This window comes from Pseudoalteromonas sp. Isolate6 (assembly GCF_022398435.1).
Taxonomy (GTDB): domain Bacteria; phylum Pseudomonadota; class Gammaproteobacteria; order Enterobacterales; family Alteromonadaceae; genus Pseudoalteromonas; species Pseudoalteromonas galatheae.
This window is the reverse complement of sequence record NZ_JAKEVK010000059.1, coordinates 1-23,649: the sequence shown is the minus strand read 5'-3', so window position 1 is coordinate 23,649 and position 23,649 is coordinate 1. Positions and strand designations below refer to the sequence as shown.

Here is a 23,649-nt window from a genome sequence, read left to right as displayed (position 1 = left end):
AGTTTGGTCGCTGTGATAGCACTGGCAGCTTTTAAGTTTAACTTGTTTTCTGTTGCAGAAGTTGGGGCGGAAAATGAGGCAAGAAATAATCCAACAACAGTTCTCACTAAAAGTGAGGAAGTGAAATTAAGTAAACTCGATGAGTTAGACAAAAAGCTTATCAATGAAATCAATACTAAGTTACCTAAAGCTGATTCTAAACTTGCCACCCCTGAGGTTCGACTACTAACCGCTTTTGAGAGAATGCAATTGTCAGTGGGTAAGTTTAATTCAGCCTCTTTTATTAGCGAAGAAATGCAAGACTTATTGCATGACGCTAAGATGATTGAAATTGCAAAGCAAAGCCTTGTGGATTATGAGCACGCTGAAAAGACATTTGGTGAACAACAAGCGTTAGTTAGAGTGTTTTCAATTCGTTTGTTAGATGAACTTGCCAAAGCGGGGGAGCCGGGGCCTCTGTATGAGGCTACTGGACAAGTTGCACGAGCATTAAATGCTAAGCTGGTAAACGGTGAGACGATTGAAAAGCGCAGAGACCTAGATCTTGAAGATTTGGTTTATGCTTCTATTGCTACCTATGGAGATAAGCAAGTGATTGATTCTCCGGAGACTGTAATGATGGAACTTGGATATTACGACGATTTTCACACTGATATCAGAAAAATTTATGCCAATCAATTTGGCGCAATTATCAATCGCAAGAAAAGCGTAGATGAAACCATATTAATTGTACAGAAGCTATTTAAAAAGCAGTCATAAAATAGTGTTTTAACTTACTTCATCGTAAATCAAGATATTAAAAAGAAGGACTTTGTAATGGGTAACTCCGCAAAAGCTGTTTTTTTATTGAGTGCTTTATATGTAGCGTCAAGTCATGCCACTATTCATCCTGTTAAACCATTTGCTCAACAATATATTTCAGATTCAATTAACTGGATGACGGAGCAAAATATTGTCTGTGATTTGGCCGAACAATCACACCCAATGTGTGACTCTACCACTGTTCATTTTAATGATGGTACTTATGATCCACAAAGAACTAAACCTCAGCAGACCGTATTAGTGCTAGATTATGGTTTGGATTTGCAAACGGTTTTGCGTTATCGAAGCCGAGTCATCGCGACGTATAAATATGATCATCAGAGTCAGTCTTTTGTGGCTGATAATCCATCGGTGACTATCTCAAAGTTAGGAAAAAAGCTGTTAACTGAGCTTGACGGATTTACCTATCTCAATGACGAGACAGGGTATACCGAAAGTGGCTTTTTGCCTGCAGCATGGCTTGGAGAGTTAGCTGCTAAATATGTTTCGATAGCGAAACATGATAAATATGACCATATAACTGGAAAGCCCCATTTTAGTCATGGAACTAAGGTTTTTGGTTATTTAGCACAACACAATCCCGATGCCGAATTTGTCATTGTTGATACTGAGAGCTTTTCTCCATTTATCAATCACAAAGATGCACTTTGCAGCCGCAATATCGAAGGGTTACATGCCAAAATGCAAAGGGCTGCTAATTCCTTACGAGCCGATGTTATTGAGCAGCATGGTGTTGAGTATATAAACTATTCCGGCGGCTTTGAAAGAGCCGATGTCCGTAATGCTTGGTCTGCTAGCTCATGTAAAGGCCAATTGAGCAATAGTACCGCTACCGAATTTGTTAAGAGTATCAAGCCTATTTATGATGTACTGTTTAATACCCACGGAGTGCTGGGCCTTCATGCCGGTGCGATTGGCGCCAGTAGCAGTGAGAATCCGTTAGATGTGACTGAGTATCCTAACCGGGTACGCGTGATGTCCTACACCACCGGTCCAGTGGACACCAATATAACGGCTACAGGTGATTTAAATTGGCAACAGGTTTTTGTAGATCATACATCTGAGTTTAATGGAGATAAGTATATCGATCTATATGTAAATTTTGGCTATGGCAGAAGCGACTTCTGGGAACAAAATAGCACGCCGAAAATGGCTTCCGATGTTTATGGAATGCGCTACGGTGCAGATTGGGAATTTCCATCGTCCTCTTGGGCTACGCCGATCGCCACTTCCTATGCGATTGCGACACAAGCTCAACTTGAGCTTGATAAGCAAATAACTTGGTTTGACCCTGCACTGTTAAAACAGACTTTGTTACCAAATCAGTGTTTTGACAATGGTGGCTATTTCATCAACTTTAAGTTATCTCAATTTATTCGTGATGGTGAAGGTGTATGTAGAATTCAAGATCCATTGAAGCATCGTATTGATGAACTGAATCGTCAGCAGTATCTAAACTAGTAGCTAATTAGGACTTTGTACTAATTTGTTACTTTATGGTGCCTGTTTGACAATCCATGATATAGTCGCTAAGAAAATTTTTTGTTAATTTATTGTGTTTGAATATTTTGCTTGGTAGGCAAAATATAATGTATCGAGCACCATTCTAAGGATAGGTTTTATGGTTAAAATAACAGGTACTTTAATTGCCGTTTCGTCTTTGTTATTTGTTTCTGGTTGCGGTGGAGGGAGTGATTCAAATGAACCTGTACCGGATCCAATTAAACCGCCGCCAGATCCTGTTATAGTTGAGCCCGATCCCAGTGTGTTTATGGATGCAATTGAACAGCAGGGCAAACAGTACGTCTCTGATGCAATTGAGTTCATAACCTCGCAGGGCATAGACTGTACGGATACGACAGCGACCCATGAAATGTGCGCTATCGTCAATGTAAAGTTTAATGACGGAGTGTTTGACCAATCTCGGACAAAACCATCGCAAACATTACTCGTTTTGGATTATGGAATGGACTTTCATACGGCGCTGAGATACCGCTCTCGAGTCAAGGCTGCTTTTAAGTATGATCCCCAATCCAAAACTTTTATCGCGGATAATCCTGAGGTAAACCTTTCAAAGCTGGGGGTTAAGTTATTAACAGAAGTCAATCAGTTTGCCTTTACGGATGACAAATTCGATTCTCCACAGCCTGCATTTTTACCCGCCGCGTGGTTATCTGATCTCGCTGTCAAATATAGAGCTGTCGTGCCTGATGATACTGCTGATAGGGTTACAAAGCGCAATTTTAATAGTCATGGCACTAAGGTATTTGGTTATCTTGCTCAGCATAACCCTGAGACAGAGTTTGTTGTTATTGATACCGAGTCTTTCTCACCTTTTATTCAGCATAAAAACGCTCTATGTGCGCAAGATATTGGCGAGTTTTCCAGTTACATGGCAAGTGCCGCAAGCTCGCTGACGGCGGATATCATTGAAGCAAATGAAGTTGAATTTATTAACTATTCGGGTGGCTTTACGCTACAAGATGTGTATATCGCATGGGAGCAGAATGCGTGTGCGGGAGAGCTGAATAGCGCAAAAGCTACTGAATTTTTATATGCTTTGAAGCCTGTTTATGAGGCAATATTTAGCTCACCCAAAGCGCTTGCATTTCATGCTGGTAATACTGATGCTGTGACAAGCAAGGATGACTTGGATCTCATGCCGTTTAGTAATCGAGTTCGGGTATATCAGTATTCGACTTTAGCAAAAAACACGACTATCCAGCCATTTGGAAAGTCTGAGTGGCAACAGGTTTATGTAGAGCAGCCAGACAGTTTTGTTGGCAATGAAAGTATTGATTTGTACATTAATGTTGGTTATGACCCATACGACAGCACGGCAAAAAATAGTACACCTAAAATGGAACCTGATGTGCTTGGTATGCGCTATGGTGTAGAGCAAGCCTTGTATGGCTCCTCTTGGACAACACCAGTTGCAACATCATACGCGATAAATGAGCAGGTAAAGCTTGCTACTGAAACTGGTGTGAGTAACTTGGACCCTCAGGTGTTAAAAGCAAGATTACTACCAGACTCTTGCAATGATTCTGGTGACTATCAAGAAAATGAGGCGCTCGCTAAGTTTATTGAACAAGGGCAGGGGATGTGTCGTATTCAGGACCCATTGCGTCACCGAGCTGATGAGCTCAACCGTATTGGATATTTAAGCCGATAATCGACTGGCTGTAATAATGTAAAAATGAATCGAAGTCGCATATTGTTGTGTGCTTCGATTCATTACCTTAATTTTAGCTAATATCATAAACTCCAATTGAAGCCCCTTGGTATGCGCGCTAAAATAGTGTTTTAGCAATAATCGAGACCATATTGTGTCTGTAACTCGCTCGTTAGTTCAAACTCTGTCTGAGTGCATTGAACATGTACTAGATACTTCTCTTCATGCCGATAAAGCATTAACTCAACTGCTACAGAATAACCCTCAGTGGAGCCTTGATGAAAGGCAGTATGTGGTGAGTAACTATTACCATATCTTTCGTTTTAAGCGGTTACTGGCTTACTTACTTGAGCATGAAGAAATGCCGCTAGATGGCTTTGGTTACTGGTTAACTTGCCAAGTTGTTACAGCGCAGCCGCTTCCTGAATGGTTGGATACTGAGCGTTATAATCTGGAAAAGCTACAAAGTTTAATCGAGCAGGCGCCTCAAGCTGTTCGTTTATCTTTACCTGATTGGTTGAATGAGGTTGCAAATGAGCAACTGGGTGAGCAGTGGCCTGCGGTTGCATCCGCGCTAAATCAAAGTGCTCAACAATATTTGCGAGTAAATAGCCTAAAAAGCGATATTGCAACAGTGACAGAGTCCTTAGCAAAAGAAGGGATCAAGGTTTCACACGTGGCGCTTGACTCTCATGTCGCGCTAAAAGTTGAGTCCAATAGCCATCTGTTCCGCTCTCAAGCATTTCAGTCTGGTTGGTTTGAAATGCAAGATGCAGGTTCTCAGCAGATTGTACCTTTTTTAGAAATAAAACCTGGTCATAAAGTGGTTGATGCCTGTGCAGGTGCTGGTGGTAAGAGTTTGCATATAGCGGCGCTGATGGAGAATAAAGGTCGTTTGTTGTCTATGGATATTCACGAACATAAGCTTGAAACACTAAAACAGCGAGCGAAACGTGCAGGTGTGCATGTTGCTGAAACGCGTGTTATTCAAAATAATAAAACCATTAAGCGCCAAAAAGAGAAGTTTGATCGCGTGCTATTAGATGTGCCGTGTTCAGGTCTTGGTGTATTAAAGCGGAATCCAGATGCAAAGTGGCACTTGAATTCGCAAAATTTAGACACACTTATTGCTTTGCAAACCGATATTCTGGCGCGCTACAGTCAAATGTGTAAAGTGGGCGGCAAACTGGTGTATGCAACTTGCTCCATTCTTCCTTCTGAAAATGAGCTGCAGGTTGAGCGCTTTTTGGAAAATAACCCCAATTGGCAGTTAGAAGACTCACTACGTTTACTTCCAGGAGTAAATTCAGAGTTTGACGGTTTTTACGCCGCACGATTAGTAAAAAATAGTTAGGAAACGAAATGAACCCAATCATTGCATTACTTAAAGAGCACAATATTTCGGATGAACAGATCCAAGCGGTATTTACCCAGTTGACTGAAAATCCAATGATGGCGATGGCGACTATTCAACAACTAGGTATTCCACCTGAAAAGCTTCAACAGTTGATGGCTTTGATAATGCAAAATCCCGCATTGATCAAAGAAGCTGTTAACGAATTAGGTCTTGATTTTGAAAAGGTTGAGGCTGCAAAAGCACAGCTAAAACAGTAGTGCCTTTGGCTAGGCAAGAGTAATCTTGTCTAGCCAAATATTTAATTATCAAACAATATAGGTGTTAAGGCCCACTTTTCCAGTACCCCATCTGAGCTTATCGTCGTAAGCATATTGCTATCTGAGATGTGAAGATCATAAACGGTGCTGCCCAGATTCAGTTGTGCAATTGGCCAACTGACAACCTCTTTTCCCGACGCTAATTCCCATAACGAAATATATTCCTTAGACGAAGTGGTTAGCAGAAATTTGTCGTCAGCGACAAACTGTGCACCACGAAAAAATTTGAAGCGCTGAGGATAGGATAGAGATAACACTTGTTCACCTGTATGAGTATCAATGAATTTTTGGTCTTGCAGTGCGTCAGATACGAACAGCCAGTTTTCATTTTGTGACAATGCCAAACTGGTAATACGATGAGGCAGCTTATAATCTACGGTGACTTCTTTACTCTGTAACTCAAGCCTTTTGGCGTGACCGTCTAAAGAAGCAGAGTAGAGCGAGGTCAAGTTACGATTAAAAATCAAATGTGTAATGCTGCTTTCATGTAGGTTTATTCTGGTGATGATCCGCTCGTCTAAACTCAAAAGTAGTACGCTACCATCATTGTAGCCAAGCGCGATAAGCTCTTCGTCACTTGACCACAGAGCCTTAGTAACGCGAATAAATGAGTCAAACTTAGGTAATGAATAACTGACAACTTCGTTTGAATGCAATTGCCAGATGTTGAGTTGGGTGTCCGAAATACTCAGAATACTGCGTTTGCTCGGTGCTATTAAAGCGTCATGAAAAGTAAGTTGGTATTTACTTCCCTCAATTTCTTTAATCAGTTGTTGGCTTTGATTATCCCAAACTTGTAGTAAATGATCGTCAATGAGTAGTAAGGTTAGCGCCGCGTCACTTGAAAGTTGTGCGAGACTAACCGGCAACTGAGTCAATTGTATTTGCTCTGCTGGCACTAAAGTTTGCCTTTTGCTGCACCCGGCGAGGAGAAGCAAAGCGACTATCATTGAGTAAAACGCGAGTCTCATTCTGTACCTTAAGTTTTAGCCTTTCCCTCTTTCTTAAAGAAAGTTAAACACATCCTAATGACAATACCAAAAATGGCTTGTGCTGTATTTATATATCGGCGTAAGGTAAAGCTCCATTAATATTAACCTTGGAGTATGGAGTGAAAGGGTTTCTTGGTTTGGTGTTACTTGCTGCAATTTGGGGTGGCTCATTTTTATTTATGAAAGTAGCTGCTGGTGTTCTTGGTCCTGCTGTACTCATTGAATTTCGAGTCTTATTTGGAGCGCTAACGCTCGCCGCGGTTGCTTTAGTATTAAAGCGCAATTTACATTTTTGGCGGTACAAAAAGCACTTTTTAATCCTCGGGCTGTTTAACTCAGCATTACCTTTTATGCTATTTGCTTATGCCGTGCAAACGCTAGATGCTTCTATGCTCTCAATTTTAAATTCAACCGCACCATTTTGGGGTGTGCTAATCAGCGTGTTTTGGCTAAGAGTGCCGACTCAAAAATCGGTGTGGCTAGGTTGTGGGTTTGGGATTGCAGGTGTTATCACGCTAGTTGGGTTGGATAGCACAGTATTGGATGAGGGCGCATGGCTGCCTATTATTGCAACCCTGTGTGCGACTCTGAGCTATGCAGTGGCCTCTCATTACACCAAAACGGCACCAAAAATGAGCGCATTTAATCATGCCCATGGTAACTTATGGGGCTCTGCGCTATTAGTATTGCCTTTTATTTGGTTTATGCCAATAAGAGAAATGCCTGACACTACAGAGATAAGTGCGGTAGTCGGACTTGGCGTATTATGCACAGGTGTTGCCTATATTCTCTATTTTAAGTTAGTTGAAGATCTCGGTGCTGCGTCTGCTTTATCCGTTACTTTTTTAATTCCTGTGTTTGGGATTTTATGGGGACATCTATTTTTGCAAGAGCAAATAGGTGCTAACACAATCCTTGGCAGTATTTTAGTTTTGCTTGGAGTGAGTCTAGTGACTGGGCTACAGGAAAAGGTCTTTCCAGCAAAAGCGATAAAGGAGTCGTAGATGAGAGGTGCAGGCCCCTTAACAAAGGGCGGTCAAAAAAGCGTTTCTCAGAAACGATAAAAGGGCCTAAAAGGCCCTTTGGTGAAGTATCGTTCAAGTTAGTGTGGTCACTTTAACCCCTTAAAGCAACCAACCAATTGTTTTGCAACTGCGGCTTATCTCAATAAGTTTCTAAGCTAGCGAGAGGAAGAAACCTGCAATTGCTGCACTCATGAGGTTAGCCATAGACCCTGCTAACACTGCTCTGAGCCCTAGGCGAGCGATATCCTTTCTACGACTTGGGGCCATACCACCAAGTCCGCCTAGTAAGATGGCAATCGACGATAAGTTAGCAAATCCACATAAAGCGAATGTGACAATCGCTTGAGTGTGTGTGCTCAACGTATCGCGATAATTCATATAATCTAGGTAGGCAACAAACTCGTTAACTACCAGTTTTTGGCCGATAAAACTACCTGCCGTCACGGCTTCCGACCAAGGTACCCCAAGTAGCCAAGCAACAGGGGCAAAGACGTAGCCTAAAATTTCTTGTAGCGTCAGTGTTGGGTAATCAAAAATTCCACCAATACTGCCTAGTAAACCGTTTAGTAGCGCAATTAGTGCCACAAACGCAAGTAGCATCGCACCTACGTTCAGTGCTAAGTGCATACCGCTTGATGCACCTGATGCTGCTGCATCAATTACGTTTACTGGTTTATCATCACCACTATCTACATCAGATAGGTTTTCGTGTGGCTTCTCAGTTTCTGGCACAATCATTTTTGCCATTAAGAAACCACCAGGGGCTGCCATAAAGCTCGCGGCAATGAGATATTTAAGCTCAACACCAATCGCCACATAGCCCGCCATAACGGAGCCTGCCACTGTCGCCAAACCGCCTACCATAACTGCAAACAACTCTGATTGCGTCATTTTTGGAATAAACGGTTTTACGATCAAAGGAGCTTCCGTTTGACCGACAAAAATATTTGCCGTAGCTGAAAGCGACTCTGGTCGTGACGTTTGCAGCAGCTTTTGTAAGCCACCACCCAAAATTTTAATGATCCAGTTCATAATACCAAGGTGATACAACACAGCTACGAGCGCTGAGAAGAACACGATCACTGGTAACACCTGAATCGCAAAGATAAATCCTAGCGAGTCTTGTTTGGCTAATGGCCCGAACAAGAAACCGATACCGTCATTAGCATAGCTAATCACCTTGGCAACTGCGCTAGACATCGAAGCTAGTACATTTTTACCTGCTTCAATAAAGAGTACAAAGCCACCAATAAGGACTTGTAGTAAAAATGCAACGCCTACGGTGCGCTTATTAATAGCACTGCGATTTGTAGAACACGCAAATGCTACGCCTAGGAGCATCATCATGCCCACTAAGCTCATAATTGTTGTCATGCCAATTTCCCGTTATTCTTGTAGCAAATATTTTATTTTACTTTTAATAATATCAATCGCAACGCGATTCATACCGCCACGGGTCACAACCAAGTCGGCATTATGCTTGGATGGCTCGATAAACTGATAAAACATCGGTCTTACCGTCGCCTGATATTGTTCTACCACAGATGACAGACTTCTTCCTCTGTGCTCTATATCTCTTTGCATGCGACGCAGCAAACAAATATCCAAAGGTGTATCAATGAACACCTTGATATCAAACTCTTCACTTAATGCAGGATCGCTCAGCAGTAATATACCCTCGACGATTAGTATCTTAGCAGGGTTTACTATTCGGGTTTTATCACTACGTGTATGCTGTCCGTAATCGTAGGTAGGAACCTCTACGGATTCACCTAGGCGAAGCTTAGTTAAATGCTCGCGTAACAACTCGTGTTCAAACGCATCAGGATGATCATAATTCGTTTGAGTACGATGCTCTATAGGTAAATGCGATTGATCTTTATAATAGGCGTCCTCTTCGATTACCGCGATAGTGCCTGAGGCAAGCTCATTCACTAATTCGTTGTAAATCGTTTGACTAAAAAGAGACTTACCAGACGCAGATGCGCCAGCTATGGCTATAATAGTTCGTGTCACTAAAGTTCACACCCAGCAGTTGTTTATGTTGGAAGATCACAATAGCAAAAAAGACACGATTAATCTCTTTTGCCTCGCTTAATGAGCAAATTTAACGGGTTTGGCGTACTCAAAACAGGACTTATGTCCGCTTGAGGGCGACAGAGCTAAATTAGCAAGATCGCAGCTTTTCGTGAATTTTGTGACTATTTTATTACAGCGGACTTATGTCCTGTACGATTTTTTTAACCAAACATAAAGTAACCAACGCTTAAGGTAACCATGTATTTAAGAATAAATAACAGCCTGAGCAGTATAGAGAGGTATCTATGGCAAGAGCAATCATTTTAATGGCAGATAGCCTAGGTATTGGCGCAGCACCGGACGCAGAAAAGTTTGGTGACGTAGGCGCGAATACTCTCGCTCATTTATTGCAAGCGTATAAAGACGAAAAAGGACAAGCTTTAGACTTACCTAATCTTTCTAAGCTAGGCCTTATTGCAGCGTGTGAAGCTGCAGGTAAAGAAACCTGCGCTGTGGCGCAAACCATAGAGCCTAGTGCTGCTTGGGGATATGCAAAAGAATTATCGAGTGGTAAAGACACGCCGTCTGGCCACTGGGAAATGGCAGGGGTGCCAGTATTGTTTGATTGGGGTTATTTCCCAAATACTAACCCATGTTTCCCACAAGAATTTATAGATGAATTGTGCAAACGTGCAGAGATCCCAGGTATTTTGGGTAATTGTTACGCATCGGGCACAACGATTTTAGAACAGCTGGGTGAAGAACATGTGCAAAGCGGTAAGCCGATTTGTTACACCTCAGTTGATAGCGTCTTTCAAATAGCCGCTCATGAACAATCGTTTGGACTTGACAAGCTTTATCAAGTATGTGAAATCGCACGGGCACTGCTTGATGAAATGAATATAGGACGAGTGATTGCGCGGCCATTTATAGGCACTTCAAGTGCCGACTTTATTCGTACCGGTAATCGCCGAGACTATTCGGTATTACCACCTTCGCCGACTGTGCTAGATAAATTAGCCAATGACGGTGGTGAAGTAATTAGTATTGGTAAAATTGCAGATATCTATGCGCATCAAGGGATCACGCAAAAGCACAAGGCGCCGGGTCTTTTGAATTTGCTAGCGAAGACAAGCGAAGTGATGGACACAGCGCCAGACCACAGCCTTATCTTCACCAACTTAGTCGACTTCGACGAAAAGTTTGGTCACCGCAGAAATGCAGTGGGATATGCAGAAGCACTTGCTGAGTTTGACGCATTTTTACCGGAAATTATTGCCAAACTAAAAGCTGATGATTTGCTTTTAGTGACTGCCGACCACGGTTGCGACCCAACTGCTGAAGGCACAGATCATACGCGAGAGTACGTGCCTGTATTGGCATATACACCGGGTATGAACAATACTCCGTTAGGAGAAAGACAAAGTTTTGCTGACATAGGTCAAACGCTTGCCCAGTGGTTTGATTTAGATGCAACGCAGTACGGTGAAGGCTTTAAGGCCGAGATAAAAGCCTAACTAAAGGAAACAATATGAGCACTCCACACATTAGCGCAAAGCCAGGTGATTTTGCAGAAACGGTATTAATGCCGGGCGATCCACTAAGAGCAAAGTACATTGCAGAAAACTTTTTGGAAGATGCTCGTCAGGTAACTGACGTTCGCAACATGTTTGGTTTCACTGGTACTTATAATGGTAAACCAGTTAGCATCATGGGTTCAGGCATGGGCATTCCATCTATGTCTATTTATGCTCGTGAGCTTATTGTTAGCTTTGGTGTTAAAAACCTGATCCGCATCGGTACATGCGGTGGTATTAGCCAAGACATCAAGATCCGTGATGTGATCTTTGCGCAAGGTGCAAGCACAGACTCAAATGTGAATCGTGCTCGTGTACGTGGCTACGATTTCGCTGCGATTGCTGATTTTGGTTTACTAGAAAATGGCGTAAATGCTGCTCGCCGTTTAGGTATTGATGCAAAAGTTGGTAATGTTTTCACCACAGATACTTTCTATCAAGCTGATGGTGAATTTTATAAAGAATTAGATAAGCTAGGCGTAATGGCTGTTGATATGGAAACAGCCGGTTTATATGGCGTAGCTGCTGAGTATGGTGCAAAAGCGATGGCATTGTTCACAGTTAGTGATCATGTTATTACTGGTGAAGCAACGCCACCAGAAGAGCGTCAAAGCACGTTCAATGAAATGGTTAAAATTGCACTAGAGTCCATTTAATACAATTTGAAAAGTTCCTTGGTAACGTAATCGCAGAGTTTTGGAGACACGCCTAAAACAAAGCGAATCACACCCAAAAAAGCCGCTTTAAGCGGCTTTTTTTTTGATCTTTGTCCATCCGAAATTCCCATATCTAGTTTAAACTACATAAAGGTGGTAGAGTTTTTCTAATGATAAGGTATTGGTGTTGGGCGATGGCTATTTTTGTTTTGGGCTTTTTAGCATTAATGGCGAATGCCGAAGTTGACTTAGATGCGTTTGAGTCTCTGGTCAAAAATGCGCCTGATGACGCGCTTAAAGTATACCAAAACACGATTACTCGGAAGGATCTTTCGGCTCAAGATTTATACCAACTCCATTATCAAGCGATTAGAGCAAGTGCGAGCACATTCAATAATGTCATTTTGATTAAGGCGGTAGATAGTCTTAAAACACCACCTTTTAAGGCTTTGGCGGATGAGGATAGGGCGAAGATTCTGACTAATATTGGTGTTGGGTATCGTCGTCGTAACCAGAATGAACAAGCTATTTGGCATTATCGGTGTGCAATGAATGCCACGGCCAGTTTACAGTACAAGTCTGCACTAAAAGTAAATATTGCGATTGCGTACACACGCCTTGAACAACCCGCTATCGGTTATAGCCTCTTAAAAAGTGTGGATAGAGAAATGTTACCAAGCTTTATGCAAGCGGGACTGCTAACAGCACTTGGCAATGCAACATTTGCACTGGGTGAAGTGGACAAGGCACTTAGTTATTTCATTGAAGCGGCGACCCATTATGCACAAGATGAAAACTATAGGGCTGTGAAGCAAGTATCAATCAATAGCCTTGGTATATATGTACTCAACTCTGACTTTTCCAACTATCATAAGGTGCTTGCTGATATTGCATTAGAGTCCTCTCTAGTCGATGATAATCAGCATTACCTTGGTTGGTTGCGAGAGCTGGTATACCAGCTAGAGCAAAACCAGCCAGTAACCGTGTCGACAACCATGAAAGCCTACTCACTTGGCGCCGCGAATGCAGGATACGCTTCTATGGTGAATGCGCATATCGACGAATTTAATTTGTCGCTGCCGAAGGTCACTTCACAGCTTACTATCAGAGATCCGCTTCCTGTTGAATTGGGGAAAGCCTGGTGTCCGAACCGTTGACAAAGCTAATTTTTTTGCCATGGTTATGTTATTGCTAAATAAATACAGCTTGTGAGTCTAGGAGAAATAATGTCGCAATGGGTAAAAGGAGAAATCGTCGAAGTCATAGATTGGACGCCAACATTATTTAGTATCAAATTTAAAGCAGATATCGCGCCGTTTAAAGCGGGTCAATATACTAAATTGAGTTTGCAACAAGGGGATAAACGCATTGCACGAGCTTATTCCTTTGTGAACCCGCCATCAGAGTCAATTCACGAAGTTTTGTTAGTCGAAGTGCCAGGCGGCAACCTTTCTGTGCCTTTGCATCAGCTACAGGTTGGTGATGTGCTTGACGTAGCTTACCAAGCAAATGGATTTTTTGTACTAGATGAATTACCGCCTTGCGATACACTTTGGATGATAAGTACAGGTACGGCTATTGGGCCATTTTTATCTATGCTCAGAGAAGGTGAAGTGTGGCAAAAGGTGAGACAGGTGATCCTTATTCATGGCGTGCGACAGAATGCAGACTTATATTACCGCGAACAGCTTGAGCAGTTGCAACAACAAAGAGACGGCTTTACTTATGTGCCGCTCGTTACGCGGGAAAAGCCAGAGCTCGGTTGTCAGGGCCGCGTCACTGAACTGATAGAAAATAAGCAATTATTAACTCATCTAGGCTATAAGCAGTTTCCTGATAATAGCCATTTTATGCTTTGTGGTAACCCCGAAATGGTGAAACAACTAAGTGCTCAATTGCAGAGTATGGGATATGAACGCCACAGGCGAGCCAAGCCTGGGCAGATCACCGTTGAACAATATTGGTGATCCTATGCAGGCTCGTGTTATTGATCTCTTGTGCTTACTGCTGCTGGTAATCGCGAGTATGGTGTCTGCAGCTCCAAAGGTAATTAGGGTCGTGGACGCAGCTGAAGAAAATGGCACACCGCAGAACCAATATTTTTTGTCAGTCTTGCGGCTAGCATTGGATAAGTCACGAGAGCAATATGGTGAGTACTGGATAGAGCCGATTGAGCTACCAATAAATCAGTCAAGGCAATTTAAGGAGCTGCTAAAACACAACATTGATGTATTCTGGACGGTCTCAACTGCCGCTAGAGACACTCAAGCAAAGCCTGTGGCCATTCCCATAGCGTTTGGCAGCTTTGGTATAAGGGCACTGGCAATGAACGTGGCCGACAGCGGCCAGCTGAATGTGCATTTATCATTAGCTGAGCTACAAAAATTCAACGTCATCTTAGGGCAGGATTGGCCTGACGTTCAGGTTTTTGAAAAAGCGGGATTTACGGTAGAAAAATATGTTGATGGGTTGGCAGTTTACAGAGTGCTTGCAAATAGTGCCGGTAAGATTTTTCCACGAGGTATCATTGAAGTCGTACCTGAGCTCAAGGCGTTCGATAACAAGCAAGTGATTTATGGCGAGAAGAACCTGTTGCTCTATCCTTCAATGGTTTACTTCTATGTCCGCAAAGAAGATATTAAACTGTATAAACGTCTGGAATATGGCTTAACACAAGCGCTTGAAGATGGCTCTTTGGCTGCGCTTTTTTACGACAGTACGATGATGGCTGAGTTGAAAAAGCACTTTAATTTACAAGGTGCCGCCATCCATCAAATTGAAAATCCGTTGATTATTTCTAAAAAGCAGCTCGACTCGATTTCTCAATTACAAATCGAGCTGCTAAAACAACTTAACTATTCACCAGCTCGTTAAAGCTTTGGTTATCTGCAAGGCTTGCAAACGCTGGCTCGTGTTGTAACTCGTTCTTTAAGTTAGGCGCATACTCCAAAGCCATACGGATGTCGGCCATCGCATCTGCGTGCTTATATAGCATGGAGTAAGCACATGCTCGTTGCCAATAGGCATAACCATAATCACTGTCAATTTCTAATGCTTGATTACACAAAGCAATTGCCGTGTTGGTTTGACCAAGCTCTAACAACGCATCAGCTTTGTAGGCAATCGCCTCTACATCTTCCGGTTTGCGATTTAGGATCTCATCGTAAATCTCAATTTTAGAGTTCATATCACTCTCAAGGTTTGCCCGCATCCACAGAGAGTGTACTTCATTCGTTATGGATATCTTCTTCTGGTTATTGAGGATTTCTTCAGAGCGTTCGCGTAATTTCTCTTCAATAACCTGAAGGCGCTTTTCATATTCATCGGTGATCGTGCCAACGCGCAGACTAACTATATCTTCAACTTTACTCTTAATATCTCTAAAAGAAGTCCAACCAACGACAACTAAGATAGATGCAGCTGCTGTGATCAAAAAGAGCACATTATTGATGGTATCTGTGGTGTAGGTAATAGCGCGATCTGCAGTATCTAGCTGAGAGTGACTGATTTTCTTCTCTATATCAGCTCTTAAGCGCATTTGATCTTCTCTGACTGCTCTTAATTCATCAAGAATATAACGCTCAATTAGAGGTCTATACATCGGCTCCTGTAATTGTGACAAAGCCTGCTGTTGTTGGTTTTCTGTTGGTTTTTTTGGCGTGGCTTGCTCATTCGCCATGGAAGTAAAACTACAAGCGACGAGAAAGAGAAATAGTACTATGCTTTTCATATTGATGTTCTTAAAACTTTATATTCTTAATATGGTGCATGAGTTAAGGTGGAATTGCAAAAAGTGGAGAAGAAATATTGCCTTATGTGACTAAATTAGCGGTTTATTGCCTGATTATACTCTCTTTAATCAATTTGAGTGCTTATGCAAAAGATCTACTAGTGGTAACCGAAGAGTGGAAGCCATATAACTTCACCAATGACGAAGGGGAGGTTGTTGGGAGAGCAACAAAGAAGGTGAGGGAGGTACTAGCAAAAGCAGAAATTGACTACGAGATAAAAGTGTACCCTTGGGTACGGGCGATGAAAATTGCTAAAGAGCGCCCTAATACAATGATTTACTCAATTTACCGTACTGCTGAGCGTGAAGCTGACTACGAGTGGGCATGTCCTTTGATCCGCCCTGTGGGCGTGTATTTTTTCAAACTAAAAACGCGCAAAGATATTAAAATTGCTTCATTGGAAGATGCTAAGCAGTACACCTCTGCGGTAGTAAAAGGCAATATCTATTATGATTTTTTGATTCAACACGGGTTTAATCAAGGAGAGCACTTAGTCGTTGCCGCCGATTCTAAAAGCTTTTATAAACTCTTTTTCAAAGGGCGTATAGACCTAGTAATGTCAACAGAATATATCATGAGTGAGGAACTTAAGGCGGCTGGGCTCAATTATGATGAGGTTGTGCCTCTGATAGAAGTAACCAAAGCGACTCAACAGCGTGGCTGTATGGCATTTAGCAAGGAGACAAATCCTGTACTTATAGATCGAGTAAGACGCGCACTGGCGAAGCATAATCAAGAATTTGTCGGACCATAAAGGCTAATGCTAATTTGATAGTTATGGGGTGATTTTTCATCATCAAGTACTGGTTATCGATTACCCTGTTTGAAGCTAGGCTAAGTATAAAAAGAAAAGCGCACCAAGCGGTGCGCCTAATCAGTGCCATGGTGAAGGGGGAGGTTAATCAAAGGTGTTACACCAATCAAACCCTTCAATATGGTAAACGAATGCACAACAAAAAAGGATCAACACATTTTAAAGTTTTGCAGCTTGCTGCACGACAATAGCGTGACGTTTTGCCAGTCTTTGATGATCTCTATCGTACCCACCGCCAATCACGGTCGCAACGGGAACACCATATTTTTGACATAGCCTAAGCACCAATGCATCTCTTTTAGCAATGCCAAGCCATGATATGTCTAATTTACCTAAGTTATCACCTTGCCAAACATCGACACCCGCGTCATATAGTACAATATCTGGATTGAGGTCAATCAACAATGACTCAAGTGTGTGCGCAACCGTTTCTAAGTATTGTGTATCACTGACCCCTATTTCTAAGCCAATATCCAGATCACTAGCGTGTTTACGAAATGGGAAGTTTTTCTCACAGTGGATTGAGCAAGTGTATACATACGGGTTGTGCTTCAACATGGCGGCGGTGCCGTCACCTTGATGAACATCCAAATCAAAGATTAACGCATTGGTGATCTGATGGCTGTTGAGCAGATGTGTGGCTGTATAAGCGAGATCGTTCACCATGCAAAAACCAGAGCCAAAATCATAATGCGCGTGGTGCGTGCCACCGGCTAAATGACATGCAATGCCATGTTTTAGCGCAAGTTCTGCAGTCTTTAGCGTTCCAAGCGGTGCAGTAAAAGTACGTGCCATAAGCTGCTTCGACCAAGGTAAACCTATACGTCGTATCATTTTATCGTCGAGTTGGTTACGCCATAAGTCCCAAATATATTGATCGCAGTGTACATTTTCGAGTGGTGAGGGATCACCAATTTCAGGGCTAATAACATTGTTGTGAATGAGCCCTAACGCATCAACTTCTTGATATAGACGCGCAAATTTACTCATTACAAAGCGATGCTTTGGATCAAAACTAAACGAATAATTCGAATGATAAACGAGCGGTAAGTTTGGGTTGTTCAAAAATAGCTCCGTGAATAGCGACAATTCAGTTTAGCAATATTGCCCTCCAAAGCCGAGTGCTTTCCTCGCTATCTTGTTTGCATTATTTCATCTACAGGTATTTGTGACACGCTTATTCCTGTTCTATGTTTATGTAACAATCTTTTCATAATTAGGGATACTTAGAATGAAAAGTGTTAAGGCAAAACTTATTTCCGCGGTCACCGCCGGTTTAGTAGTAATGCTCGTCGGTGCGATGCTCACCATCTTTGTGATGAAACGTGTTGCAGAGCAGTATGACGGCATGATAGCTAATGAATTGGCTGCTCGCGAGCAAATTAACATGGTGCTCGATGATTTTAAAACTCAAGTTCAAGAGTGGAAAAATGTGCTTATTAGAGGGAGTGACTCTGCTCAACTAGAGAAGTATTGGTCGAGATTCGAGACCAAAGAAGCAGACGTACAAAAACAACTCAGTTCAATTGTATCCGCTCATTCGTTACCAACTGCTCTAGAAAACAAGTTACGTGAATATCAAAAGGAACATCTACTCTTAGGGCAAAAGTATCGCGAAGCGGTGGAGTTATTCAAAAGTTCAAATTTTGATATCAGTCTCGCCGATGCATCTGTAACTGGAATAGATCGGCAAGCAAGTGTTTACTTACTTGAAATTAATGAACAAATTAATGCATTAGTAGACGCGAGAACGAGTGAAGTAGTTGCGACAAAAAATCAACTGGTTTTTTTTAGTACCATAGCGCTTATCCTTGTTGCGCTTGTGACTTTGGGGTTATTGACTTGGTACATGCAGCATTTAATCACTCGTCCAATCCGTCGCGCATCCGATGTGGCTAATGCAATTGCAAGTGGTCGACTAGATAACAATATTGTTGTTCACAGCGATGATGAAATAGGAATCTTGCTGGACAACTTACGCCAAATGCAAGCTAATTTGCTTGAGGCAACTCAAAAGCTAGAGATGCAAGCAAAAGAGAATTTACGGATCCGTTATGCGCTAAATAATGTAGCCGCACCAGTACTTTTGTGTGATGGCAATAACCAAGTGATCTATGTAAATGCACAATGTGAGTCTTTATTCAATCGCTATCGCACTGTATTAAACGTCCCTGTCGAAGTTGTTGATCATCCTATCCCCGAGGTATTACTTAGCAGCTCCACTGCATTGCACCAAGCTGCTGGGCAATTAGTACGCCAGTTGGAATGGGAGTGGTGTGCAGCTGACGTAATCATCGCGGCCACTGCTAATCCGGTTTCCGATCAAGGCGGTAAGGTTTTGGGTACGGTGTTTGAATTTAAGGATTTAAGTCAGACGAGACGTGCAGAACAACAGGTTGAGCAGCTCATTAAGTCCGCTTCTGACGGTAAGTTAAGCGAACGTCTTAACCTTGAAGGGTATGTAGGCTCCATGAAATTAATAGCCAGTGGACTTAACAAACTACTTGATGCTGTTGAGCAACCCATTAGCCAAACAAAACAATATCTTACTTCGCTTTCAAGAGGAGAAATTCCTGAACAGATCAGTGGTGAGTTCAAAGGGGAGTTTGCGCAAATTCATCTAGCCTTGCAACGTGCCACCTCATCGCTTTCGTTGCTTATTGAGGATACTTACAGTTTAGTTGCTGCTGCGGGAGAAGGGGAGCTCTCTTCTCGGGCAGATGAGGATAAGCACCAAGGCGAGTTTCGCAAAATCATTCGTGGTGTCAACGAAACGCTTGACGCGGTCTCCAAACCCGTTGCCCTCACAAGCGGATATCTAGAAAGTATCGCAAAAGGTGAATTACCAGCCTTAACGAATGATGGTTATAAAGGGGAGTTTGATAGCATTTATCAAAGTCTCTCGGCTTGTGTTGGTGCGATACAGTTAATGCTAACAGATGCTGAAAAGCTTGCTGAAGCGGCCAGCGAAGGAGACTTACATCATAGAGCTGATATCGATATGCATCATGGAGCTTATGCCAGCATAATTGACACAATGAATGAAACGCTAGACTCAATAGAAGCCCCGCTTAAGGAATGCATGAATGTGATGGATGGGCTCTCTCAAGGCAACTTAACACGTCAAGTTGAAAAAAGTTATGCGGGCGATTTTGCACTGTTGAAACAATCGGTGAATACCAGCGTTGGCAATTTAGCTAATATGATGCAAAAGCTACTCGCTATGGCGGAATCCATTACCGTGTCGGTACAGCAGATCACTACAGGTATCGAAGAGTTAAGTGAGCGTTCTTCTTCTCAAGCTGCATCTGTTGAGGAAACACGAGTGTCAATTGGTGAAATTACCGAAACTGTACATTCAAACGCCAGTAATGCGCAATCTGCTAATAAGTTGGCAATTGAAGTAAACCAGCAAGCTCAGCAAGGTGGGAAGGTAGTTGAAGCAACGATTGAGGCAATGACCGAAATTAGTAAGAGTGCTAAAGAAATACTCACCGTCATCGAGGTCATTGATTCTATTGCGTTTCAAACTAACTTATTAGCGCTGAACGCTTCTGTAGAAGCAGCAAGAGCTGGAGAAAAAGGAAAAGGTTTTGCTGTCGTTGCCTCAGAAGTGAGAAACTTAGCGCTGCGAAGCGCAAGCGCCTCAAAAGACATATCTGAGCTGTTGGGAAGCAGTAACATCAAAGTGAAGCAAGGATCTAAGCTGGCCTCAGAATCCGGTGAGACGTTAAAAACCATCGTGGAAAGTGTGTACGGACTTGCATCCCAAGTGCAAACTATCGCGGAGGCTTGCAACACACAATCAAGTGGTATTGAGCAAATTAATCTAGCCATTAAGCAAATTGATGGTATCACACAACAAAACAATACCTTGGTAGAGATGACGAATGCCTCAGGGCTGTCATTGTTGAGTAAAGCCAATGAATTGCGAGAGATGGTTGAGCAGTTTGATATCGGCAAGACTAAAGCGGAGTTGATGAAAGTGGTGAGCTAAGGGTCAGCAAAATCTAGGGCCTGTTGATCTTTCAAGTTTGTTTTTGCAGCAGTTTGATTGGAATTTATACAAGGCAGAGCCAGCGTAGCATAGTCATTCTATGTAAGTCTGGCGATAAAGACTTTGTGCTCCTGCAAAGTCACCTTACCCCACATCCTTGTGGGGCAACACAGTAGAAATGCTAATCAAGCGCTGCCCTTTGGGTTCATCTGAGTGCGCTTTGTTCATTGTTGCTCAACTTTTGCCTAGATTACTAGGCGGCAAGTCGAGCGTCGCGACCAAAACACACTCAGAAGAACAAAAATCAAACAGCAAAGGTCAACAGGCCCTAGCACATACGGTTGCTGATTTTATTGTTTTTAGGAACATCACATGACATGATTGGACTAATTTGATGGCTTTTTAGCCGCTAACAATGTTTAGGGATAAGGCATAAACCATGGTTACACCAATCATCATTATACTGTTGCTTTGCGGCCCGTTATTACTCGGTATCATCTATTCAAAGATAAGAGACGTACAGGTAGAAACAACAACGCTTGCCTGCTGGGGTCTCGGTATCGCATTTATGTTCTTTTTTATTGGCCATATTGTAAAAGCACAGGGAATGGTAGAAATGTTGCCTAGTTGGGTGCCATATAGACACCCTCTGGTGTACTTTACGGGTGTTATTGAACTTGTTGTGGCTGTTTTATTATTTATACCCAGTTATCAATTGGTTGCAGCAAAAGTGGCTATTGTCATTTTTATTCTGTTTTTTCCAGCAAACGTGTATGCAGCATTTAATAGTGTTGGATTGGGAGGGCATCAGTGGGGACCAGTTTATTTGCTCATTAGAGCACCACTGCAAATCATATTGATTGCTTGGTCATATTATATGTGCATAAAGCCGCTATCAATGCCAGCGGCTGAAATTAAATAAAGCTCAGCTCAAATAGAACATATAAACAGAAAGAAGAGTGAGATTTACCCGCTTCTTTTCTGCGTTTTGCGACTATTAATCGTTTATTTTTCACTCTTTGGGCAAGGCTTCCCAGCTAAATGACCAGCCACGATTTGTGCTATTTTTTCTGTTAGCCAGCTTGGACCTTCGTCAGTCATGTCATTGTGTTTTGCATTCGCTATCGTGACAACACAATCGTGGTATTTTTGCTTTTCTGCAGGGCTTGGCAACACCCCTTTGTCTGCTGGAAAATCGCTTGCTCGTATCGACAATACTTTTACATCAAGACTTCGCGGTAATGGCACTCTGCGATGGTCTAGTGTAATGATATGGTTTGCGAACGTAGCGCCGTGATTGATTAGCCAGGCTGAAATATCACCGCCATTTGAATGGCCAATTAAGAGGATATTCTCAAAATCAAAATTGGCGAACTTCGGCCTAAAGTGATCGCGAATAAACACCAGAGTATCTGCGCCTCGCTGCCAGTTTTCTGCACGTGTTTCGTATAAGTTTCCCTCAACGGAAAGCGGAGGATCCGTTGCAAGTTCATGACCCACAGTGATAACCAAATATTCAGCTTGGTTTAATATCTTGACCAAAAATTGATATTCGGTATGTGCAACACCATAACCGGCGCTTAGCAGTGCAACGGGACAAGTCTTGGTAGCTGAGCAGTTAGCGGTATTAGATGGTTGATGAATTTCCACAGGAACTGCTCTATCACGGGTGTTGTCTACTATCGTTTTAGCTAAGGGAGATAATGGTAATAAGAATAATATTACCATTATTATCCTGCTCATATATTCTTCGGATAGTAAGCGTTGTATATGCATCAAAATGCCTTGTAAGAGTAATTTTTGTTACGAATTATTCACAATAATAGTAGCATATTCAAGTCTCACTGATTACCAAATGAGTAAAGAATCCATACTTTCTTATCTACTTGTACTTCACTATGTGCTCTAGCTTCAGATAAGCTCCTATTATGGTTAACCAGTATAATAACCGTGACTTTGGCTTTGGCTTGTAATAGTTCATTTTCACTCCTGCTGCTGTGTCAATAACCTGAGTTCAGGTACTTAATTTATGACTGTATTTTGGGTCAAAGTATGGCAGGATACCAACGATAGTTAATTACAATAAATATAAGTTGAGCTTATGGATAAGAGGTTAAGGCACTTAAGTGCACTACGCTGTTTTGAGAGTGCAGCCCGGCTTCAAAGTTATACCCAAGCTGCACTCGAATTAAACATTACTCAGGCGGCAGTAAGTCAACAAATGCGTCAACTGGAAAATGCACTTGCAGTTAAGCTTTTTGTAAGAAAAGGTCGCAATATGCACTTAACTGAAGCCGGAGAAGTGTTGTTGAGGTCAACTCAAGGCGCATTCACGCGCATAATTGACGGGCTGAATCAGATCCAAACGCAAGAGCTGGCGGGCAGTTTAACTATTACATCAACCCAGTCCTTCTGCTCTTTATGGCTAATGCCTAACCTAAGCTCGTTTTACGAAGCTCATGACGACATCCAAATTCGTGTGCTGGGCTCTAATCGCTTCGAAGATATTCGTTTAAACCATATTGATATCGCGATCCGGTTTTCTAATAAAAAAGAGTTAGCGTGTCCCACCGGACTTGAGCAGTTATATCTAGGAGAAGATAGCAACTACCCTGTTTGTTCACCTAGCTACAAAGAAGCGCTACAAATTAAATGTCCAAGTGATTTAGCAAGATGCAACCTTATCCACCACGATGATGACAAAGTGAGCTGGGAGCAGTGGTTTGAGACTCAAGGGATATGCGGTTCAAGTATATGTGCCAAAGGCCCACACACTCGAGTCTCTTCTAATGATATGGCCCTGAGTGCAGCACTTAAAGGCCATGGTGTGGCAATCGTTTCCAAAGAGCTATTTTTAGACTTTCAACAAGCTGGACTTATCGTGCAGCTTTTTGACATACCTCACCCTGTGGTATGGCAACGCTATGTGTTATTTGATCCCGATTCACCAAAAAGAGCTCGGATCCAAGTATTTATTGATTGGCTTATCAGCCACTTGCCATAAGGCCTAGTTATGGCTCACTAATTGAGCCTCTTTCGCATTATTTCATGAATGCGGAAGTAAATGTGAATTTGAAATAAATATTAAACTAAAATTTAACATTACC

The 23,649-nt window shown here is 42.3% G+C and carries 22 protein-coding genes; 16 read left to right on the top strand and 6 right to left on the bottom strand.

Going from position 1 to position 23,649, the window contains the following annotated elements; translation table 11 throughout:
- The 5 genes from L1D50_RS10575 to L1D50_RS10555 all read left to right on the top strand — a co-directional run.
- On the top strand, positions 1 to 759 hold a 759-nt coding region (locus L1D50_RS10575), incomplete at its 5' end, for a hypothetical protein (protein ID WP_239966017.1).
- A gap of 57 nt (positions 760 to 816) precedes the next feature.
- Positions 817 to 2,283 (top strand): hypothetical protein, encoded by a 1,467-nt coding sequence (locus L1D50_RS10570; RefSeq protein WP_128727462.1) that lies wholly within the window; start codon positions 817 to 819, stop codon positions 2,281 to 2,283.
- A 160-nt stretch (positions 2,284 to 2,443) separates the two neighbouring features.
- The gene (locus L1D50_RS10565) at positions 2,444 to 3,997 is read left to right on the top strand and encodes a hypothetical protein (RefSeq protein ID WP_239966016.1); all 1,554 of its coding nucleotides are present in this window, start codon (positions 2,444 to 2,446) and stop codon (positions 3,995 to 3,997) included.
- A 154-nt stretch (positions 3,998 to 4,151) separates the two neighbouring features.
- Positions 4,152 to 5,351: an RsmB/NOP family class I SAM-dependent RNA methyltransferase gene (locus L1D50_RS10560; RefSeq protein WP_239966015.1), complete on the top strand. Its 1,200-nt coding sequence runs from the start codon at positions 4,152 to 4,154 to the stop codon at positions 5,349 to 5,351.
- Between the two features lie 8 nt (positions 5,352 to 5,359).
- Positions 5,360 to 5,611: a DUF2999 family protein gene (locus L1D50_RS10555; protein ID WP_239966014.1), complete on the top strand. Its 252-nt coding sequence runs from the start codon at positions 5,360 to 5,362 to the stop codon at positions 5,609 to 5,611.
- 41 nt (positions 5,612 to 5,652) lie between these two features.
- On the opposite strand, the gene L1D50_RS10550 is transcribed toward L1D50_RS10555, so the two are convergent.
- Positions 5,653 to 6,570, bottom strand: coding sequence for a hypothetical protein (locus tag L1D50_RS10550; protein WP_239966013.1), 918 nt, complete (start codon positions 6,568 to 6,570; stop codon positions 5,653 to 5,655).
- A 212-nt stretch (positions 6,571 to 6,782) separates the two neighbouring features.
- Between L1D50_RS10550 and L1D50_RS10545 the strand changes: the two genes are divergently transcribed.
- Entirely contained in the window at positions 6,783 to 7,667 is an 885-nt protein-coding gene (locus tag L1D50_RS10545; RefSeq protein ID WP_128727458.1) for a DMT family transporter, read from the top strand.
- Positions 7,668 to 7,838: 171 nt separating this feature from the next.
- On the opposite strand, the gene L1D50_RS10540 is transcribed toward L1D50_RS10545, so the two are convergent.
- Both L1D50_RS10540 and udk read right to left on the bottom strand, forming a co-directional pair.
- Positions 7,839 to 9,062, bottom strand: a complete 1,224-nt coding sequence (locus L1D50_RS10540) for a NupC/NupG family nucleoside CNT transporter (RefSeq protein WP_010369948.1) — start codon at positions 9,060 to 9,062, stop codon at positions 7,839 to 7,841.
- Positions 9,063 to 9,074: 12 nt separating this feature from the next.
- The gene (udk, locus tag L1D50_RS10535) at positions 9,075 to 9,704 is read right to left on the bottom strand and encodes a uridine kinase (RefSeq protein WP_010603723.1); all 630 of its coding nucleotides are present in this window, start codon (positions 9,702 to 9,704) and stop codon (positions 9,075 to 9,077) included.
- A gap of 308 nt (positions 9,705 to 10,012) precedes the next feature.
- On the opposite strand from udk, the gene L1D50_RS10530 reads away from it, so the two are divergent.
- The 5 genes from L1D50_RS10530 (at position 10,013) to L1D50_RS10510 (ending at position 14,814) form a co-directional block, all read left to right on the top strand.
- A complete protein-coding gene (locus L1D50_RS10530) occupies positions 10,013 to 11,224 on the top strand; it encodes a phosphopentomutase (protein ID WP_128727457.1) in 1,212 nt (403 codons plus the stop codon).
- Positions 11,225 to 11,238: 14 nt separating this feature from the next.
- Complete coding sequence (gene deoD, locus L1D50_RS10525; RefSeq protein ID WP_128727456.1) at positions 11,239 to 11,940, top strand: purine-nucleoside phosphorylase; 702 nt, start codon at positions 11,239 to 11,241, stop codon at positions 11,938 to 11,940.
- Between the two features lie 194 nt (positions 11,941 to 12,134).
- A complete protein-coding gene (locus L1D50_RS10520) occupies positions 12,135 to 13,097 on the top strand; it encodes a hypothetical protein (RefSeq protein WP_128727455.1) in 963 nt (320 codons plus the stop codon).
- A gap of 69 nt (positions 13,098 to 13,166) precedes the next feature.
- Positions 13,167 to 13,907, top strand: a complete 741-nt coding sequence (locus L1D50_RS10515; RefSeq protein WP_138523374.1) for a ferredoxin--NADP reductase — start codon at positions 13,167 to 13,169, stop codon at positions 13,905 to 13,907.
- 4 nt (positions 13,908 to 13,911) lie between these two features.
- Positions 13,912 to 14,814, top strand: coding sequence for a hypothetical protein (locus L1D50_RS10510; RefSeq protein ID WP_239966012.1), 903 nt, complete (start codon positions 13,912 to 13,914; stop codon positions 14,812 to 14,814).
- Here the strand turns inward: L1D50_RS10510 and L1D50_RS10505 are convergent.
- Positions 14,792 to 15,619, bottom strand: a complete 828-nt coding sequence (locus tag L1D50_RS10505; RefSeq protein WP_239966018.1) for a tetratricopeptide repeat protein — start codon at positions 15,617 to 15,619, stop codon at positions 14,792 to 14,794. The two genes, L1D50_RS10510 and L1D50_RS10505, sit on opposite strands and share 23 nt — an antisense overlap.
- Before the next feature lie 137 nt (positions 15,620 to 15,756).
- Between L1D50_RS10505 and L1D50_RS10500 the strand changes: the two genes are divergently transcribed.
- Complete coding sequence (locus L1D50_RS10500) at positions 15,757 to 16,485, top strand: transporter substrate-binding domain-containing protein (protein ID WP_239966011.1); 729 nt, start codon at positions 15,757 to 15,759, stop codon at positions 16,483 to 16,485.
- A gap of 219 nt (positions 16,486 to 16,704) precedes the next feature.
- On the opposite strand, the gene L1D50_RS10495 is transcribed toward L1D50_RS10500, so the two are convergent.
- Positions 16,705 to 17,610, bottom strand: a complete 906-nt coding sequence (locus tag L1D50_RS10495) for a histone deacetylase (RefSeq protein WP_239966010.1) — start codon at positions 17,608 to 17,610, stop codon at positions 16,705 to 16,707.
- 166 nt (positions 17,611 to 17,776) lie between these two features.
- Here L1D50_RS10495 and L1D50_RS10490 point away from each other — a divergent pair, with 166 nt between their 5' ends.
- The 3 genes from L1D50_RS10490 (at position 17,777) to L1D50_RS10485 (ending at position 21,464) form a co-directional block, all read left to right on the top strand.
- Positions 17,777 to 20,542 carry a methyl-accepting chemotaxis protein gene (locus L1D50_RS10490; protein ID WP_239966009.1) on the top strand — a complete coding sequence of 922 codons (2,766 nt, stop codon included), beginning with the start codon at positions 17,777 to 17,779 and terminating at the stop codon, positions 20,540 to 20,542.
- Positions 20,543 to 20,720: 178 nt separating this feature from the next.
- Positions 20,721 to 20,918, top strand: a complete 198-nt coding sequence (locus L1D50_RS23565; RefSeq protein ID WP_138523368.1) for a hypothetical protein — start codon at positions 20,721 to 20,723, stop codon at positions 20,916 to 20,918.
- Positions 20,919 to 20,981: 63 nt separating this feature from the next.
- Entirely contained in the window at positions 20,982 to 21,464 is a 483-nt protein-coding gene (locus tag L1D50_RS10485; protein WP_138523366.1) for a hypothetical protein, read from the top strand.
- Between the two features lie 83 nt (positions 21,465 to 21,547).
- Here L1D50_RS10485 and L1D50_RS10480 read toward each other — a convergent pair whose 3' ends face one another.
- On the bottom strand, positions 21,548 to 22,270 hold the full coding sequence (locus tag L1D50_RS10480; protein WP_239966008.1) for an alpha/beta hydrolase: 723 nt from the start codon (positions 22,268 to 22,270) through the stop codon (positions 21,548 to 21,550).
- A gap of 373 nt (positions 22,271 to 22,643) precedes the next feature.
- On the opposite strand from L1D50_RS10480, the gene L1D50_RS10475 reads away from it, so the two are divergent.
- On the top strand, positions 22,644 to 23,546 hold the full coding sequence (locus L1D50_RS10475; RefSeq protein WP_138523364.1) for a LysR substrate-binding domain-containing protein: 903 nt from the start codon (positions 22,644 to 22,646) through the stop codon (positions 23,544 to 23,546).
- The last annotated feature ends 103 nt before the right edge of the window (positions 23,547 to 23,649 follow it).